Genomic DNA, 14,740 nt, shown 5'->3' with positions numbered 1-14,740 from the left:
GTGGGGCCGGTGTTCGGTTGCCGTCTGATTCGTCCCTCGGCGGCGCCACGTCCCTAGACTGGGCGGGTGAACCTCTACCGTGACGAGGGCGTCGTGCTGCGCACCCAGAAGCTGGGCGAGGCCGACCGCATCGTCACGATCCTGACCAAGCGCACCGGCAAGGTGCGGGGGGTCGCCAAGGGCGTCCGGCGCACCACCTCCAGGTTCGGCGCGCGCCTGGAGCCCTTCAGCCACGTCGACCTGCAGCTCCACACCGGGCGCTCGCTCGACGTGATCACGCAGGTCGAGACGCTCCGGCCGTACGGGGAGGCCCTGGTCTCCGACTACCCCCGCTACACCGCCGGCACCGCCATGCTGGAGACCGCCGACCGGCTCACGGTGGGGGAGAAGGAGCCCGCGCTCCGGCAGTTCCTGCTGCTGCTCGGCGGGCTCCGCACGCTCGTCGAGGGAGGCCACGAGGCCAGGCTCGTCCTCGACGCCTACTTCCTGCGGTCACTCGCGGTCGCGGGGTACGCGCCCGCCCTCGACTCCTGCGCCCGCTGCTCGACCCCCGCGATCAGGGCCTTCGCCATCGCCGCGGGCGGTGTGGTGTGCGGCGGGTGCCGCCCGCCGGGTGCCGCGGTGCCCGCCGCCGAGACCATCGGCCTCATGATCGCGCTCATCCGCGGCGACTGGGACTCCGCCGACGCCTCCGAGCAGCGGCACCGCACCGAGTGCAGCGGCCTGGTCGCGGCCTACCTGCAATGGCACCTCGAGCACGGAATACGCTCGCTACGACATGTCGAGCGCGTCTGAGCGCGCCTCGCCTCCCCACAGACCCGCACAGGAGAAGCAGACCGTGAACGTCCGTCCGCCCACCCCCCACCCCTCCGGGGCCGTCCCGCCCCCGATCCCGCGCGAGCTGGTCCCCCGGCACGTCGCGATCGTCATGGACGGCAACGGGCGCTGGGCCAAGGCGCGCGGGCTGGCGAGAACCGAAGGCCACAAGGCGGGCGAGGCCTCGCTGTTCGACGTGATCGAGGGGGCCATCGAGCTCGGCATCCAGAACCTCTCGGCCTATGCCTTCTCCACCGAGAACTGGCGGCGGTCCCCGGACGAGGTCCGCTTCCTGATGGGGTTCAACCGCGACGTGATCCGCCGCCGCCGCGACGAGCTGCACGCCATGGGCGTACGGGTGCGCTGGGCGGGGCGTCCCGGCCGGCTCTGGAAGAGCGTCATCAAGGAGCTCCAGGACGCCGAGGAGATGACCCGGGACAACCGCACGCTGACCCTGCAGTTCTGCGTGAACTACGGGGGCCGGGCCGAGATCGTCGACGCCGCGGTGCGCCTGGCGCACGACATCGCCGCGGGCCGGGTCAGAGCCGACAAGGTCTCAGAGCGCACCTTCGCCCGCTATCTCGACGAGCCCGAGATTCCCGACGTCGACCTGTTCGTACGATCCTCCGGCGAGCAGCGCACCTCCAACTTCCTTCTCTGGCAGTCGGCGTACGCCGAGATGGTCTTCCTCAACCAGCTCTGGCCCGACTTCGACCGCCGCGACCTCTGGCAGGCCTGCGAGGTCTACGCCAAGCGCGACCGCAGGTACGGCGGAGCCCTCCCCAACCAGGTCTGAGCCGTCCCGACCCCTCGTCACCGTACGGACCCGCGTGCTTCGAGCCGCTGGGACGGCCTGCGGGGTCTGAGCCGCCGGGACCGTCCGGTCGCGCTCAGGCGGAGCAGTCGCAGCAGTCACAGTCGCAGCCGCTGCAGCCGCTGCAGCCGTCGCAGAACCGCAGGTAGCAGCGGTCGTCGCAGGGACGGCCGTGCCGCTGGCTCCACCTCGGGCGCCACATGCCGCAGGTGAGCAGGGTCCCCACCCCGGCGGCGGACTTGCGGGCGAACCCGGGCCGCTCGTAGGAGGCTCCCGGCGCCGAGTGGGTGAACGTCCGCTCCACCGCCCGCCGCACCTCGGTGCCGAGCAGCACCTCCACCAGGTGCCGGTCCTCCAGCTCCACCTCTCGCAGGGCGAGGTCCAGGCCGTGCGCGGCGTCGTCGCAGAGCCGCCGGGCCTCCTCGCGGGTGGCGCCGGTCGCGGTGAGCGGGTTGAACGCCCCGCGCCCGTCGTCGTCCGCCTGGTCCTCGACCGCGTCCAGCAGGTGGGCGACGCGCCCGAAGAACCGGCCCGCCTCGGCGAGCGGGGCCGCGTTGCCCGGCCTCCCCGACAGCGTGGCCGTGTGCGCGAACGCGGCGGCCACCGCGTCCTCCGTGGGACCGGTCACCTCCATAAGCGCGGCTGTTCCCCCCGGGACGGGCGTGCCGCCGGTGCCGAGCAGGCGTTCCCGGCCGGTTCCGTCTTCGAGGCCGTGCCGGCGTTCCAGGTCGAGCTGGCGGTCGATCGTCGCGGTGAGCCCGGTGGCGTCGAATCCGACGGACGTGCCCATGCGGGTGCCCGCCGCCTCCCACCGGGCCGCCAGGCGCCTGCGGGCCGGGCCGGTGCCGCGGGCGGCGTCGCCGTCAGCCACGTGGTCGCGGAGCTTGCCGGCCGCGAGGACGAGCGAGACCGCGGCGGCCAGCCGTACCCCCTCAGCCCGGGCGTCGACCACGTCGGCCCGCCTGAACCCGCGCAGGGCGCACGGCCCGGCGGTCCGGTGCGGTGAGGCGGCCGTCCCCTGGGCCTCGGTGAGCACCGAGATGATCAGCCCGTCGTAGTTGGTGGCCACCCGGGCGCCCTGGCCCTGACCGTCCCGGAGGGCCAGGCAGAGCCCGCACAGGTGCGCCAGCCAGGCGCGGTGCAGCGCTGGGCAGGAGTGTTGCCCGCACGGGCGAATGATGCCGAACATCCGGCCTCGCATACTTTCGGGGGAGATCCATGGACCTGATCCGCTTCTGTCGCGCCAGAACCTATCGGTCCTGATCGCCCGGCGCCTCAGCCTCGCGGCGGACTTCGCGTCCGTCCCGGGAGTGGCAGCGAGCCTCCCCTCACGAGCGCTCGCGGCGGGCTACCCAGGCCTTGCGGCGGGTTTCTCAGGCCTTGCGGCGGGCTTCTCAGGCCTCGCGGGCGGCTTTCAGGCCTTGCGGCGGGCGCGGTAGGCGGCGACGTGCATGCGGTTGCCGCACGTGCGGCTGTCGCAGTAGACCCGTGAACGGTTGCGGGACTCGTCCACGAAGACCTTGTCGCAGTCGGGAGCCGAGCAGGTGCGCAGCCGCTCCCACTCGCCCTCGACCAGCAGGTGGGCCAGCGCCACGCCGCAGTCGGCGGCCAGATGCTCGGCCACCGACGCCCCGGGGGCGAAGTAGTGCACGTGCAGCGGGAAACCGTCGTGCTCGGTCAGCCGGGCGGTGATCCGGGTGCGGTCGAGCAGGACGTTCAGCCGGGTGACCGCCGTGGCCGGGTCGGGGGCGGTGAACACCTCGTGGAAGGTCGTGCGCAGGGAGCGCACCTGATCAAGGTCGGCCGCGTCGACCGCCTCGATGCCGCTCATCTCGTGGCGCTTGACGAACTCGTCGAGATCGGCGGTGCCGGTCAGGCCGTCAGGGCCGCCCGTCTCGGGCGCGGTGTTGATCAGGTCGGCCACGGCGGCCAGCGAGCACACCATGTCATGGCTGAATGGCATGGTCTCTCCCGTTGGACGTGGTGCGGGCGGTGGCACGGTCGCCGGGTGGCGCGGACGCCGCTCGCGCGGCTTCCCGTCCCGGAAGCGTATCCGGTCGGCGCGCCCGTACAAGATTGCTTCGGGGAGACAGGTGCGGGCGTACGGCGATCAGCCCGCCGAGGCGATGGCCGAACAGGACGGGCAGGTTCCGAAGACCTCGACGGTGTGCGTGATCGCCGTGAAGCCGTGCTCGGCCCCCACGCTCTCCGCCCAGCGCTCGACGGCGGGCCCCGCCACCTCGACCGTGCGGCCGCAGCGGCGGCAGACCAGGTGATGGTGGTGGGTGCCGGTGGCGCAGGCCCGGTAGACCGACTCGCCGTCGTCGGTGCGCAGCACGTCGATCTGGCCCGCGTCGGCGAGCGCCTGCAGAGCGCGGTAAACGGTGGTGAGCCCGATCTTGGCGCCGTCGGACCGCATCTGAGCGTAGATGTCCTGCGCGCTCCGGAAACCCTCGCTGTGGACGAGGATGTTCCGCACGGCGTCTCGGCGGTTCGTCATCGGCTGCGCTCCCGGGTACGGCATGACCGCTCGCTCATGTACTGGGCTCCTGTGTACGACCTCGTCGTACGAATCTACCCACACCCAGGGCCACGACGAAGCCGAGGAGCGCGAGGAGCACGATCGCCGCCCCCGGCGCGACGCTCGCGTAGAACGCGGACGTGAGCCCCCCGACCGTCGCCACCACGCCGAGCGCCATGGCCAGCGTCATGGTGGTGACGAAGCCACGCGTGACCTGCTGGCTGGTGGCGACGGGCACCACCATCAGGGCGCTGACCAGCAGCAACCCCACCACGCGCATCGCGATCACCACGGTGAGCGCGGCCGTCACCGCGATGAGCAGGCTCAGGAAGCGCACCGGCAGCCCGTTGACCCTGGCGACCTCCTCGTCCTGGCAGAGCACGAACAGCTCGCGCCCGAAGATCACCACCACGCCCAGCACGAAGGCCGCGAGCACCGCGATGACCCACACGTCCTGGGCCGTGACGCTGCTGATCGAGCCGAAGAGGTAGGACGTCAGCGTGGAGTTGCTGCCGCCGGGGGCGAGCCCGATGAGCAGCACGCCGCCCGCGATGCCCCCGTAGAACAGCAGCGCGAGCGCGACGTCCCCGGTGGTGCGGCCGCGTGCCCGCACCAGCTCGATGGCCACCGCCCCGAGCACCGCCACCGCGACGGCGGTGAGCACGGGCGCGGTGCCGGTGAGGAAGCCGAGCGCCACGCCGGTCAGCGCCACGTGGCCGATGCCGTCGCCGAGCAGGGCGAGCCGCCGCTGCACGATGAACGTGCCCACGGCCGGGGCGGCCAGCCCCACGAGCAGCGCGGCGATCAGCGCGCGCCACATGAAGTCGTACTCGAACATCTCGATCACTGCGCCGCCCCCGGCATCATCGGCCCGCCCGAGACGTCGTAGGCGTGCGGACGGGCCTGGTCGCGGCCCGGGTGCGGGTGGCAGCCCGTCCCGTCCGCGCCGTCGTGGACGGGGCCGTCGTGACGGTGGCCGGGCTCGGCGGAAGGCGCGCCGTCGTGCAGGACGCGGCCGTCGCGCAGGACCACCGACCGGGTGATCAGCGGTGCCATCGGCCCCAGCTCGTGGGCCACCAGCAGCACGGTCTTCCCCTGCTCGACCAGCGTCGCGAGCGTGGCGGCCAGGTGCCGCTGGCTCTCGGCGTCCACACCGGCCGTCGGCTCGTCCATGACGAACGTGTCGGGCTCGCCGGCCAGCGCCCGGGCGATGAGCACCCGCTGCTGCTGGCCCCCGGAGAGCCACCCCACGGGGTCGCCGGCCCGTCCGGTGAGGCCCACGGCGTCGAGCGCCCCTGCGACGGCCGCGCGGTCACCGGCGCTCGTACGGCGCAGCCGGCGCTGCCTGGCCACCCGGCCGGAGGCCACCACCTCACGCACGGTGGCGGGCACCCCTCCGCCGACCGACAGGCGCTGCGGCACGTAGCCGATGCGCCACCAGTCGCGGAACCGGCCGGGCGAGACGCCGTACAGCTCGGCGGCGCCCGCAGACAGCGGCGTCAGGCCGAGAAGGGCCCGGATGAGCGTGGACTTTCCCGAGCCGTTGGCGCCGAGGACGGCGACCACCTCGCCGGCCTCGATGCGCAGGTCGATGCCGCGCAGCACGGGCCGCCCGTCGAGGTTGACATGGCCGGCCGTCATTGCGAACGCGACGGGCGTGACTCCCTGTGACTGCTGCGGGGCCACGCCGGTCGCCTGTGCTGATCGCGTCATGAACATCCAAGTGCGGTGCGGAGAGCGGAGAGGTTCGCGCGTGCGGCTGACAGGTAGTCCCCTGCCGGGGGACGGCTCTCGATCGGGTTGAGAACCGCCGTCTTGGCGCCGACCTCCTTGGCGAGGACTTCGGCGACCTTGGGGCTGACGAGTTCCTCGGTGAAAATGGTAGTCACTCGCTCCTGCCTGGCGACCCCGGCCACCTCGGCCAGGCGCGCGGGGGAGGGTTCGGCGTCCGGGTCGACGCCGCTGATGCCGACCTGCTTGAGCTTGTAGCGGTCGGCCAGGTAGCCGAACGCGGCGTGGGCGGTGACGATCGTGCGGCTTCCGCACGTGGTCAGCCCCTGCTGGAACTCCTTGTCCAGGGCGCCGAGCTCCCCGGCAGCCGCCCCCGCCCGGCCGGTGTACGCGGCGGCGTGCGCGGCGTCGGCCCGGCCCAGCCTCTTGCCCAGCTCGGTGACCGTGGTGGCGAGCCTGCTCGGGTCGAGCCACACGTGCGGGTCGTAGCCGAGCCGCTCGTGGGCGTCCGCGCCCTCCTGGAACCGCTCCCCGGCGGCGGCCGGCAGCGTGGTGACCGTGGACGCGGCGTCGAAGGCCCTGTCCCCGGCGTGCTCCCTGACGGCGTCGTCGAGGGCCGGCTGGACGCCCTTGATGTACACGACCAGGTCGGCCCGCTCGATCTCGGCGATCTGGCGCGGGGTGAGCTCCAGGTCGTGCGGCTCGACGCCGGGCTGGGTCAGGCCGGTCACCGTGATGTCCGATCCGCCCACGCGGCTGGAGATCCACTCAAGGGGATAGAAGGCGGCCAGAACCTTCGGCTTGCCCGTGCCCCGCTCGTCCGCCGAGGCGCTGGTGCCCGCGGAGCAGGCGGTCGCGGTGAGCAGCGCGCCCGCGCCGAGCAGGACGGCGACGGCGCTCGGGCGCGGATTTCTGGACGGCTTGCGCCGGTGGTATCCGGACGAAAAGGGCATCACGCCCCTGAGTATGCTTCAGAATGAAAACCGTTGTCAAAATCGCCCGGCGGGTCGTATCTCAGAACAGCCCGAAACGGTTGGCCGCGACGGCGATCAGAAACGTGGCGACCGCGACGCGCAAGATCCTCGCCCCCGTGCCGAGCGACGGCCAGGACATGTACGCCAGCCAGCCCACGAAGCCGAGCACCGGCAGGACCGCGACACCGCCCCGCCAGTCGGGCACGGCGAAGCCCACCAGCAGCAGGATCACCAGGACGACCGGGATCAGCCAGCGCGGCAGCCCGTACAGGAAGACCAGCGGGGCCGCGCTCTTGTGCTCCACCGTGCGGCGCAGCCCCGTCGCCCCCGGCGTGAGGAAGTGCTCGCCACGGGGGAGGGGCCGCGACGCCGTGCGCCCGGCGCCCGTACGGCCGGTGGGCCTCCCGCGCTGCGCCAGCGGATGGTCGGGCACGCCGCGCTTCGGCGAGGAAGGCGAGGAAGGCGAGGAGGACGAGGAGTCGCTGGGATCGTGCTTGTCGGCCACGCTTCGAGCCTAACGTCGGAGGGCTACGTCACGGCACCCTATGCGTACTGGCATGCTGAACGGCATGCTTGCCCTCATCAGGTACTCCGTCCCAGGCGCGCAGGCCGACGAGTTCGTCGGCAGGGCCACGTCGATCCTCGACACGCTGGCCGCCCAGACCGGGTATCTCCGCGGGCACGTCGGCAGATCGGTCGACGAGCCCGACCTGTGGGCCGTCGTCAGCGAGTGGGAGGGCGCCGGGTTCTACCGTCGCGCCTTGTCAGCCGCGCGTATGGAGATGTATCCGCTCATGACATTGATGATCAATGAGCCAAGCGCCTTCGAGGTTCTGGTCAGCAAACCTTGAACCGCGCGGCCGGCGGCGGAAGCGGCCGGGCGTTCGGCGCCGATTGTGGGCGGGTCGCGTCACCGGTTCCCCTAAGCTGGGGGGTGATCGGGCAGGTGACGCGCCCTCTGATCGATAAACCCAACCCCGACCGCCAGCCGGATGGAGATTCTTGATGGCCCGCCGTACCGACATCATGGACACGATCGTCAGCCTCGCCAAGCGACGCGGGCTCGTTTACCCGTCGAGCGAGATCTACGGAGGTCTGCGCGCGTCCTGGGACTACGGTCCGCTCGGCGTCGAGCTCAAGAACAACGTCAAGCGCGAGTGGTGGAAGTCCATGGTCCAGGGCCGCGACGATGTCGTCGGCCTCGACTCCTCGGTGATCCTCGCCCGCGAGGTGTGGGAGGCCAGCGGCCACGTCAGGGAGTTCGTCGACCCGCTGACCGAGTGCCAGTCCTGCCACAAGCGCTACCGCGCCGACCACCTCGAGGAGGCCTACGCCGAGAAGCACGGCGGCAAGGCCCCCGAGAACGGCCTGGCCGACCTGACCTGCCCGAGCTGCGGCACCAAGGGCGCCTTCACCGCGCCCCGCATGTTCAACGGCCTGCTCAAGACCTACCTCGGCGCCGTCGAGGACGAGTCCGGCCTGGCCTACCTCCGGCCCGAGACCGCGCAGGGCATCTTCATCAACTACCTCAACGTCCAGCAGTCGTCCCGCAAGAAGATCCCGTTCGGCATCGGCCAGATCGGCAAGTCGTTCCGCAACGAGATCACCCCGGGCAACTTCATCTTCCGCACCCGCGAGTTCGAGCAGATGGAGATGGAGTTCTTCGTCAAGCCCGGCAGCGACGAGGAGTGGCACCAGTACTGGATCGACGAGCGCTTCCAGTGGTACGTCGACCTCGGCATCAACCGCGACAACCTCCGGCTGTACGAGCACCCGAAGGACAAGCTGTCGCACTACTCCAAGCGCACCGTCGACGTGGAGTACCGCTTCAACTTCACCGGCTCCGAGTGGGGTGAGCTGGAGGGCGTGGCCAACCGCACCGACTTCGACCTCACCACGCACGCGGCGGCCTCGGGCACCGACCTGTCGTTCTTCGAGCAGGACTCCGGCGAGCGCTACGTCCCGTACGTCATCGAGCCGGCCGCCGGCGTCGACCGCTGCACGCTGACCTTCATGATGGACGCCTACACCGTCGACGAGGCGCCCAACGCCAAGGGCGTCATGGAGCAGCGCACGGTCATGCGGCTCGACCACCGGCTCGCGCCGGTCAAGGCCGCGGTGCTGCCACTGTCGCGCAACTCCGACCTGTCGCCCAAGGCCCGCGACCTCGCCGCCCAGCTCCGCCGCCGCTGGAACGTCGAGTTCGACGACGCAGGAGCGATCGGCCGCCGCTACCGCCGCCAGGACGAGATCGGCACGCCGTTCTGCATCACGGTCGACTTCGACACCCTCGAAGACCACGCCGTGACGATCCGCGAGCGCGACTCCATGGCGCAGAAGCGCATCGCCCTCGACCAGGTCGACTCCTACCTGCGCCAGCACCTCAACGACTGAGTCACGCTCAGGGCGGCGCCCGGTCCCGCGAGGGGCCGGGCGCCTTCGGCGTTTCGGCGAACGATGTGCACGCCGTGGCAACCGCCGGGCCACGGGATGGTCACCGCGCGGGTCGAGGATGGTCGCTCTCCATCCTTCGAACGTGGGGAGTTTCACGTGAGCGGTACTGGCCACACCGGATACGACTGGTTCTCGCGGAGCGACACGGGGTACTGCTTCACCTTCGTGCGAGATCTCACGCCGGAGGAGGCCCTGCGGCGCATCGGCGTCGAGCTGCTCACCGACGAGGACGACGAGGAGGACCTCCTCGAAGGCCTGCTGCTGGCGCAGCCCTCCGAGGGCGGCACGCTGCTGATCGAGGAGAACGGCTACGCCGCCACCATGGACCAGTTCCTGCGCCCCCTCTCGGCCGGCACGGTGGTCGCGAGCGTGTTCCGCAACGTGAACTTCGACCAGACCTTCGTCTTCTACGAGGAGGGCGAGGAGATCCTCAGCTTCGATCCGCAGTTCCCCGGCGACTCCCGCTCGGGCAGCGAGCCCGACCGCTACCTCGCCGAGATGCGCGAGCTCGGCCTGCTCGGCGGCGACGGCGAGGACGGCCCGAAGGCGGACGTCACCACGGCGCTCGTCCTCGCCGAGAGCCTCACCGGCGTGCGGGGCCCCGCCGGAGACCCGCACACGGGCACGGGAGTCAGGGGCATCCTCCCCGACTACTGAGCGGTCAGCGGGGCGCCCCGAGCGACGAGGGGGCGATGTTCACGTCGTCGGCCATGACGTAGGCGATGCGGTGGCCGAGCTGGATCTGGTAGTACAGCGTGCGGCCCCTGACCACCGTGTGGGTGTCCCGGTCGAAGGTCACCGCGTAGTAGTACTCCCCGCGCGTCGCCAGGCCGACGGAGTACCGCTGACCCTGCGGGATCGAGTACTGCAGGGGGACGATCGTCTGGACCGGCACGCCCTTCGGGTACGCCTCAGGCTCCGGATAGGCCCTTCCGTACACCGGCACAGGGGCGAGACCCGGCTTCGGCGTGACGACCAGCCCGGTGGCGTTGACCGCCGTGGGGTTGTCGTGCGGATTGCGGAACCACGCGAGCCGGCCGAGATACCAGATGGCCGTCCAGTCGCCCTTCCTGCCGGCGAGCGCGTACTGCTGGCCCGTGGTGGCCCTGGCGCCGTGGTCGGAGACGTCGTACGTCGACTCCCCGCCGGGCCTGCGCCCGATGTCCTTCACCAGGGGAGCGTCCTCGCTGGGCTCGGTGTGCAGCCAGACGGAGGCGGAACCGTGCGGCGGGCAGTCCACGCCCGGCCGGTCGCAGCCGGTGTAGCGCGGCCGGTGGTTCGCGTAGTCCGTCCTGATCGTCACCAGGCCGCCGTGCGCGCCGCCCGTGGCCCTGAACGGACGGCGCATCAGCGCGAAGTAGTGGCCCCAGTCCCAGTACGGCCCCGGGTCGACGTGCATGGTCGCCACGTTGCCGGGGATGGTGCCGGGGACGTTGTCATGGCCGAGGATGTGCGCGCGGTCCAGCGGGATGTCGTACCGCTTGGCGAGGTAGCGCACCAGCCGCGCCGAGCTGCGGTACATCGCCTCGGTGTACCAGGAGCCGGCCTTCGCCAGGAAGCCCTCGTGCTCGATGCCGATGGACTTGGCGTTGACGTACCAGTTGCCCGCGTGCCAGGCGACGTCCCTGGTCCGCACGTGCTGGGCGATGTGACCGTCGGCCGAGCGGATCGTGTAGTGCCAGCTCACGTAGGTGGGGTCGGCCACCAGCCTGAGGGTCTTGTCGTAGGTCTCCTCGGTGTCGTGGATGACGATGTAGTCGATCCGCTGGTTGCGCGGCCGGTCGGACAGGTCGTGGTTGCCGTAGTCGCCGGGGGCGTCCGACAGCTTCTGGTAGGGCGCGGGAAGCCACTCACAGGCGAGTTTCTTCGGGCACTCGACGGTCTTGCTCTCAGCCTCGCGCAGCCCCAGGCGGTCCACTTGCTCCATGCGCGGAGCGATCTCCGGTGAGGCGGGCAGCGAAACCTTCTGGCCGTCATCGGTGACCCTGCTCGCGCCCTCTTCGAGGGTGGAGAACACCTCGTCGGCGAACTGCCTGGCGGTCTCGGCGTCCCGCGCCCCCGAGTAGCGGGCCACGGCGCCGTACCAGTCCGCCGGATCGGAGCTCGCCGGGATCTTCAGGTCCCTCTGGTACTGGGCCAGCAGGGCCGCTCCGCCGAGCAGGTTGGCGCTCGGGTCCTTGACCAGTTGTTCCGCCGGGAGCCCGGTGAGCCGGGCGGCCTCGTCGGCCGTCTGCGACCCCGGCTCCGCCGGCTGCGCGGGCTCGGCGCTCTTCGGAGGCTTCGAGGGTCTCGCGTCATCGCCGCGCGGGTCCTCCGCGCCTTCGCCGTGATGGGGCAGGCTCCCCGCGAGAGCCGTGCGCGCGTCCGTCAGGTGCATCGGCCCGTACCCCGCCGTGACGCTGGGCAGGCCCTGGTTGGCGTCCCAGCGGGACTCCAGGTAGGAGACGCCGAGCAGGACGTTCTCCGGCACGCCGTACTTGCCGGCGGCCGCCCTGAAGGCCTCCTGGCGCGATGACCGGGCACCGGGCGTCTCCGCATGGGCCGTCTCCGCGTGGGCCGTCTCAGCGCCGGCCGGATCGGCGTGGGCGGGATCGGCGTGGGCCGGGGGGAGGGTGACGAGCAAGGTCGCCGCCATCGAGGCGGCGACCGCCAGGGTTCTACGCATCTGGGACCCTTTCACCGTCTGCGCAACACGTCGCGACTTCAGCGGGTCCGCGCAGAAGACATAGCCCGGGATCACGACGGTCACCATACGGGATCTTGCGGCGCCATCCCATTCTTGTAATGCGGCGTGTCAAGAATTATTGCCCGGCCTTGGGAAATCCTCCCCGGCCTTTGAGAGCCGTTTCTCACCGTGTAAAGATGAAAGGGCGAGATATGCGGGACCGCGCGGGGATGCCCGGCACTATGACCGATGCGAAATGGCACGCCCGGCAGTGCTCGCGACCAGGTTCATAGAGCCCCGGCAGGTGCACGGAAACGCCGCTCTGTACATGGGGGGAACACATGCTGGAAGTCATCGGGGCCGGAATGGGCCGTACCGGTACGTACACGCTCAAGGCGGCCCTGGAGCGCCTCGGCTGCGGGCCATGTCATCACATGTCCTCACTCGATGGGGACCTCGACCGAATCAGGGGCTGGGAGGCGGCGGCACGCGGCGAGCCGGTGGCCTGGGACGAGCTGCTGGACGGATACCAGGCCACCGTCGACTGGCCCTCGTGCTACTTCTGGCAGGAGCTGATGGACGCCTACCAGGAAGCACGGGTGATCCTCACCGTGCGGGACGCCGGCAGGTGGTACGAGAGCGTGCGTGACACGATCTACCGGTCCAGCCACCGGCAGCCGGGACTGGCCGGGATGCTGATGCGGCTGGAGGACGGCGTCTGCCAGGGGCTGCGGCACCGCCGCCGGATGTGCGAGAGGGTGATCTGGGAGGGCACCTTCGGCGCCCGGTTCGACGACCCCGACTACGCGATGCGCGTCTTCGAGTGGCACACCGCCCACGTGCTGGCCGCGGTCCCTGCCGACCGGCTGCTGGTGTACGAGGTGCGCCAGGGCTGGGGACCGCTGTGCGACTTCCTCGGCGTCCCCGTACCCGACGAGTCGTTCCCCCACCTGAACGACACCGCCGCCTTCCGCCGCATGGCGGCCCGCCGCCGCAGACGCGTGCTCACCCTGCGCTCACCCGAATCCGGCAGCCACACCGCGATCCGATGAACGGGGGGATACGGGACCTGACCGGCGCGCGGCGGGTGCCGGTGGCCAGGGCGCGGATGTACTACGCGCAGGGGTGGTGGCGTACAGAGACGTTCGTCGACGACCTGCGCGCCGCGGCGTCCTCGGTCCCCGATCGCACGGCGTTCGTCAACTGGCGCAGGGACGAGGGGCGCGAGGTGACGGTGACCTTCGGCGAGCTGGCCTCGTACGTGGGCCGGCTGTCGGCGGGGCTGGGTGAACTCGGGATCCGCCCTGGTGACGCGGTGGCCTACCAGCTTCCCAACTGGTGGGAGACCGCGGCGCTGGCCCTCGCGTGCCTGGACGCCGGGGCGGTCGCCGTGCCGATGATGATGACGCTGGGCGCGCGCGAGGTGGAGCGGATACTCGCCGGCACGGGGGCGAGCGCGTGCGTGACCGTCGGCCGATGGGAAGGCCGGAGTCCCGCCCAGCTCCTGGCCGACCTCGCCCCCCGCCTGCCGCACCTCCACCACCGCATCGTCCTCGGCACCCCCCACCCCGCCGCCGCGACCCCCTTCGCCACCCTCCTCGACCCCCGCTTCCTCGGCCCGGACAGCGCGCCCTCCGGACGGAGTGACGAGGTGTCGCTTGTGCTGTTCACCTCCGGCACCACGGGCGAGTCCAAGGGCGTGCTGCACACGCCCAACACGCAGTTCGCCTCCACCCGGGCGAGGCAGGGGGCTCTGCGCGAGGTGCCAGACCCGAGAGTCGGCACGCCGGCGGATCTGACGCATTCGTTGGGAATGCGTACCAACGTGCTGACGCCCCTGGTGGCCCGGTGCACCTCCGTGTTCGCCGACACGCGCGACCCGGAGGTCTGGCTGGACCTCCTGGCACGGCACCACGTCACCCATTTCCTCGCGGCGCCGGAGATGCTGGGCGACCTGGTCCGAGCACAGCGGCGGCGACGCCGTCCCCTGCCCGGCCTGTGCGTGGTGACCAGTACCGGCGCTCCGCTGCCCGCCTCGCTCGTCGCGCCGCTCAGGGAACTGCTGTGCCCGCGACTGGTCAACGGCTTCGGCATGACCGAGACGGGCGGGCTCACCCTGACGGCCGTCGACGACCCGCCCGGCTGGCCTGGCCAGAGCATCGGCCGCCCCACCCCGGGCCGCGAAGTCCGCCTACTTCCCGATGCCCCCGACCTGCCCGAACCTCCCAAAGACCGTGAGGGCGGCGGCGCATCCGACGATCACGGGCCCGGTGGCCCGGTGTTCCGGTTGCATGTGCGCGGTCCATCGGTGTGCGTCGGCACCTTCGAGCTCAGCGGCCGGCGCCCGGTGTGGGCCCCGGACACCTCGGACGGCTGGTACGACACCGGGGACCTCGTGGGGGAGGACGGACGTGGCGGCCTGCGCTATCTGTCCAGGGTCGCCGACCGCATCGGCAGCCCGCACCCGATCCCGATCCTGGAGGTCGAGGACGAGCTGCGGGGGCACCCGGCCGTCGCCGACGTGGCGATCGTCGGTTGCCCGGGCTCGGGCGGCAAGGAGATGGTGTACGCCGTCGTCGTTCCCGAAGGCACCCCACCCACCCTCGACGGCCTTCGAGGCCACCTCCTCCGGCGCGGCATGACCGAGTGGTACCTGCCCACCCACCTCACCTGCGTCGACGCCCTCCCTCGCAACCCCCTGGGCAAGGTCCTGAAAAATCGACTGCGCGAACGCCTGCTCCACCAGCCCCGCCCTTGACCTCGAT

15 protein-coding genes are annotated in these 14,740 nt (G+C 71.4%); 7 read left to right on the top strand and 8 right to left on the bottom strand.

The window, feature by feature from the left end; all coding sequences use genetic code 11:
- Positions 1-66: 66 nt before the first annotated feature.
- Both recO and ACOZ38_RS33920 read left to right on the top strand, forming a co-directional pair.
- Entirely contained in the window at positions 67-795 is a 729-nt protein-coding gene (recO, locus tag ACOZ38_RS33925; RefSeq protein WP_405140047.1) for a DNA repair protein RecO, read from the top strand.
- A gap of 43 nt (positions 796-838) precedes the next feature.
- Complete coding sequence (locus tag ACOZ38_RS33920; protein WP_424535136.1) at positions 839-1,612, top strand: isoprenyl transferase; 774 nt, start codon at positions 839-841, stop codon at positions 1,610-1,612.
- A gap of 94 nt (positions 1,613-1,706) precedes the next feature.
- Here the strand turns inward: ACOZ38_RS33920 and ACOZ38_RS33915 are convergent, their stop codons facing one another.
- From ACOZ38_RS33915 to ACOZ38_RS33885, 7 genes are all read right to left on the bottom strand, one after another.
- The gene (locus ACOZ38_RS33915; RefSeq protein ID WP_424535135.1) at positions 1,707-2,819 is read right to left on the bottom strand and encodes a DUF5685 family protein; all 1,113 of its coding nucleotides are present in this window, start codon (positions 2,817-2,819) and stop codon (positions 1,707-1,709) included.
- Between the two features lie 225 nt (positions 2,820-3,044).
- Positions 3,045-3,593 carry a CGNR zinc finger domain-containing protein gene (locus tag ACOZ38_RS33910; protein WP_424535134.1) on the bottom strand — a complete coding sequence of 183 codons (549 nt, stop codon included), beginning with the start codon at positions 3,591-3,593 and terminating at the stop codon, positions 3,045-3,047.
- Positions 3,594-3,740: 147 nt separating this feature from the next.
- On the bottom strand, positions 3,741-4,130 hold the full coding sequence (locus ACOZ38_RS33905) for a Fur family transcriptional regulator (RefSeq protein WP_424535133.1): 390 nt from the start codon (positions 4,128-4,130) through the stop codon (positions 3,741-3,743).
- A gap of 34 nt (positions 4,131-4,164) precedes the next feature.
- Positions 4,165-4,998, bottom strand: a complete 834-nt coding sequence (locus ACOZ38_RS33900) for a metal ABC transporter permease (RefSeq protein WP_405140037.1) — start codon at positions 4,996-4,998, stop codon at positions 4,165-4,167.
- Positions 4,995-5,864, bottom strand: coding sequence for a metal ABC transporter ATP-binding protein (locus ACOZ38_RS33895; RefSeq protein WP_424535132.1), 870 nt, complete (start codon positions 5,862-5,864; stop codon positions 4,995-4,997). The genes ACOZ38_RS33900 and ACOZ38_RS33895 overlap by 4 nt, the downstream gene beginning before the upstream one ends.
- On the bottom strand, positions 5,861-6,835 hold the full coding sequence (locus tag ACOZ38_RS33890) for a metal ABC transporter substrate-binding protein (protein WP_424537133.1): 975 nt from the start codon (positions 6,833-6,835) through the stop codon (positions 5,861-5,863). The genes ACOZ38_RS33895 and ACOZ38_RS33890 overlap by 4 nt, the downstream gene beginning before the upstream one ends.
- Before the next feature lie 61 nt (positions 6,836-6,896).
- Positions 6,897-7,361: a DUF6703 family protein gene (locus tag ACOZ38_RS33885; RefSeq protein ID WP_424535131.1), complete on the bottom strand. Its 465-nt coding sequence runs from the start codon at positions 7,359-7,361 to the stop codon at positions 6,897-6,899.
- A 64-nt stretch (positions 7,362-7,425) separates the two neighbouring features.
- On the opposite strand from ACOZ38_RS33885, the gene ACOZ38_RS33880 reads away from it, so the two are divergent.
- The 3 genes from ACOZ38_RS33880 (at position 7,426) to ACOZ38_RS33870 (ending at position 9,967) form a co-directional block, all read left to right on the top strand.
- Entirely contained in the window at positions 7,426-7,707 is a 282-nt protein-coding gene (locus tag ACOZ38_RS33880) for an antibiotic biosynthesis monooxygenase family protein (protein WP_424535130.1), read from the top strand.
- Positions 7,708-7,861: 154 nt separating this feature from the next.
- Positions 7,862-9,250, top strand: a complete 1,389-nt coding sequence (locus tag ACOZ38_RS33875; RefSeq protein ID WP_405140029.1) for a glycine--tRNA ligase — start codon at positions 7,862-7,864, stop codon at positions 9,248-9,250.
- 156 nt (positions 9,251-9,406) lie between these two features.
- Positions 9,407-9,967 (top strand): DUF6461 domain-containing protein, encoded by a 561-nt coding sequence (locus tag ACOZ38_RS33870; protein WP_424535129.1) that lies wholly within the window; start codon positions 9,407-9,409, stop codon positions 9,965-9,967.
- 4 nt (positions 9,968-9,971) lie between these two features.
- Here the strand turns inward: ACOZ38_RS33870 and ACOZ38_RS33865 are convergent, their stop codons facing one another.
- Positions 9,972-11,975, bottom strand: a complete 2,004-nt coding sequence (locus tag ACOZ38_RS33865; protein ID WP_424535128.1) for an N-acetylmuramoyl-L-alanine amidase — start codon at positions 11,973-11,975, stop codon at positions 9,972-9,974.
- A 341-nt stretch (positions 11,976-12,316) separates the two neighbouring features.
- Between ACOZ38_RS33865 and ACOZ38_RS33860 the strand changes: the two genes are divergently transcribed.
- Both ACOZ38_RS33860 and ACOZ38_RS33855 read left to right on the top strand, forming a co-directional pair.
- Complete coding sequence (locus ACOZ38_RS33860) at positions 12,317-13,027, top strand: sulfotransferase family protein (RefSeq protein WP_424535127.1); 711 nt, start codon at positions 12,317-12,319, stop codon at positions 13,025-13,027.
- Positions 13,024-14,733 (top strand): AMP-binding protein, encoded by a 1,710-nt coding sequence (locus tag ACOZ38_RS33855; protein ID WP_424535126.1) that lies wholly within the window; start codon positions 13,024-13,026, stop codon positions 14,731-14,733. The genes ACOZ38_RS33860 and ACOZ38_RS33855 overlap by 4 nt, the downstream gene beginning before the upstream one ends.
- The last annotated feature ends 7 nt before the right edge of the window (positions 14,734-14,740 follow it).

The sequence above is a fragment of the Sphaerisporangium viridialbum genome (assembly GCF_049674955.1).
Taxonomy (GTDB): domain Bacteria; phylum Actinomycetota; class Actinomycetes; order Streptosporangiales; family Streptosporangiaceae; genus Sphaerisporangium; species Sphaerisporangium viridialbum.
This window is presented reverse-complemented; position numbering and strand designations above follow the sequence as displayed.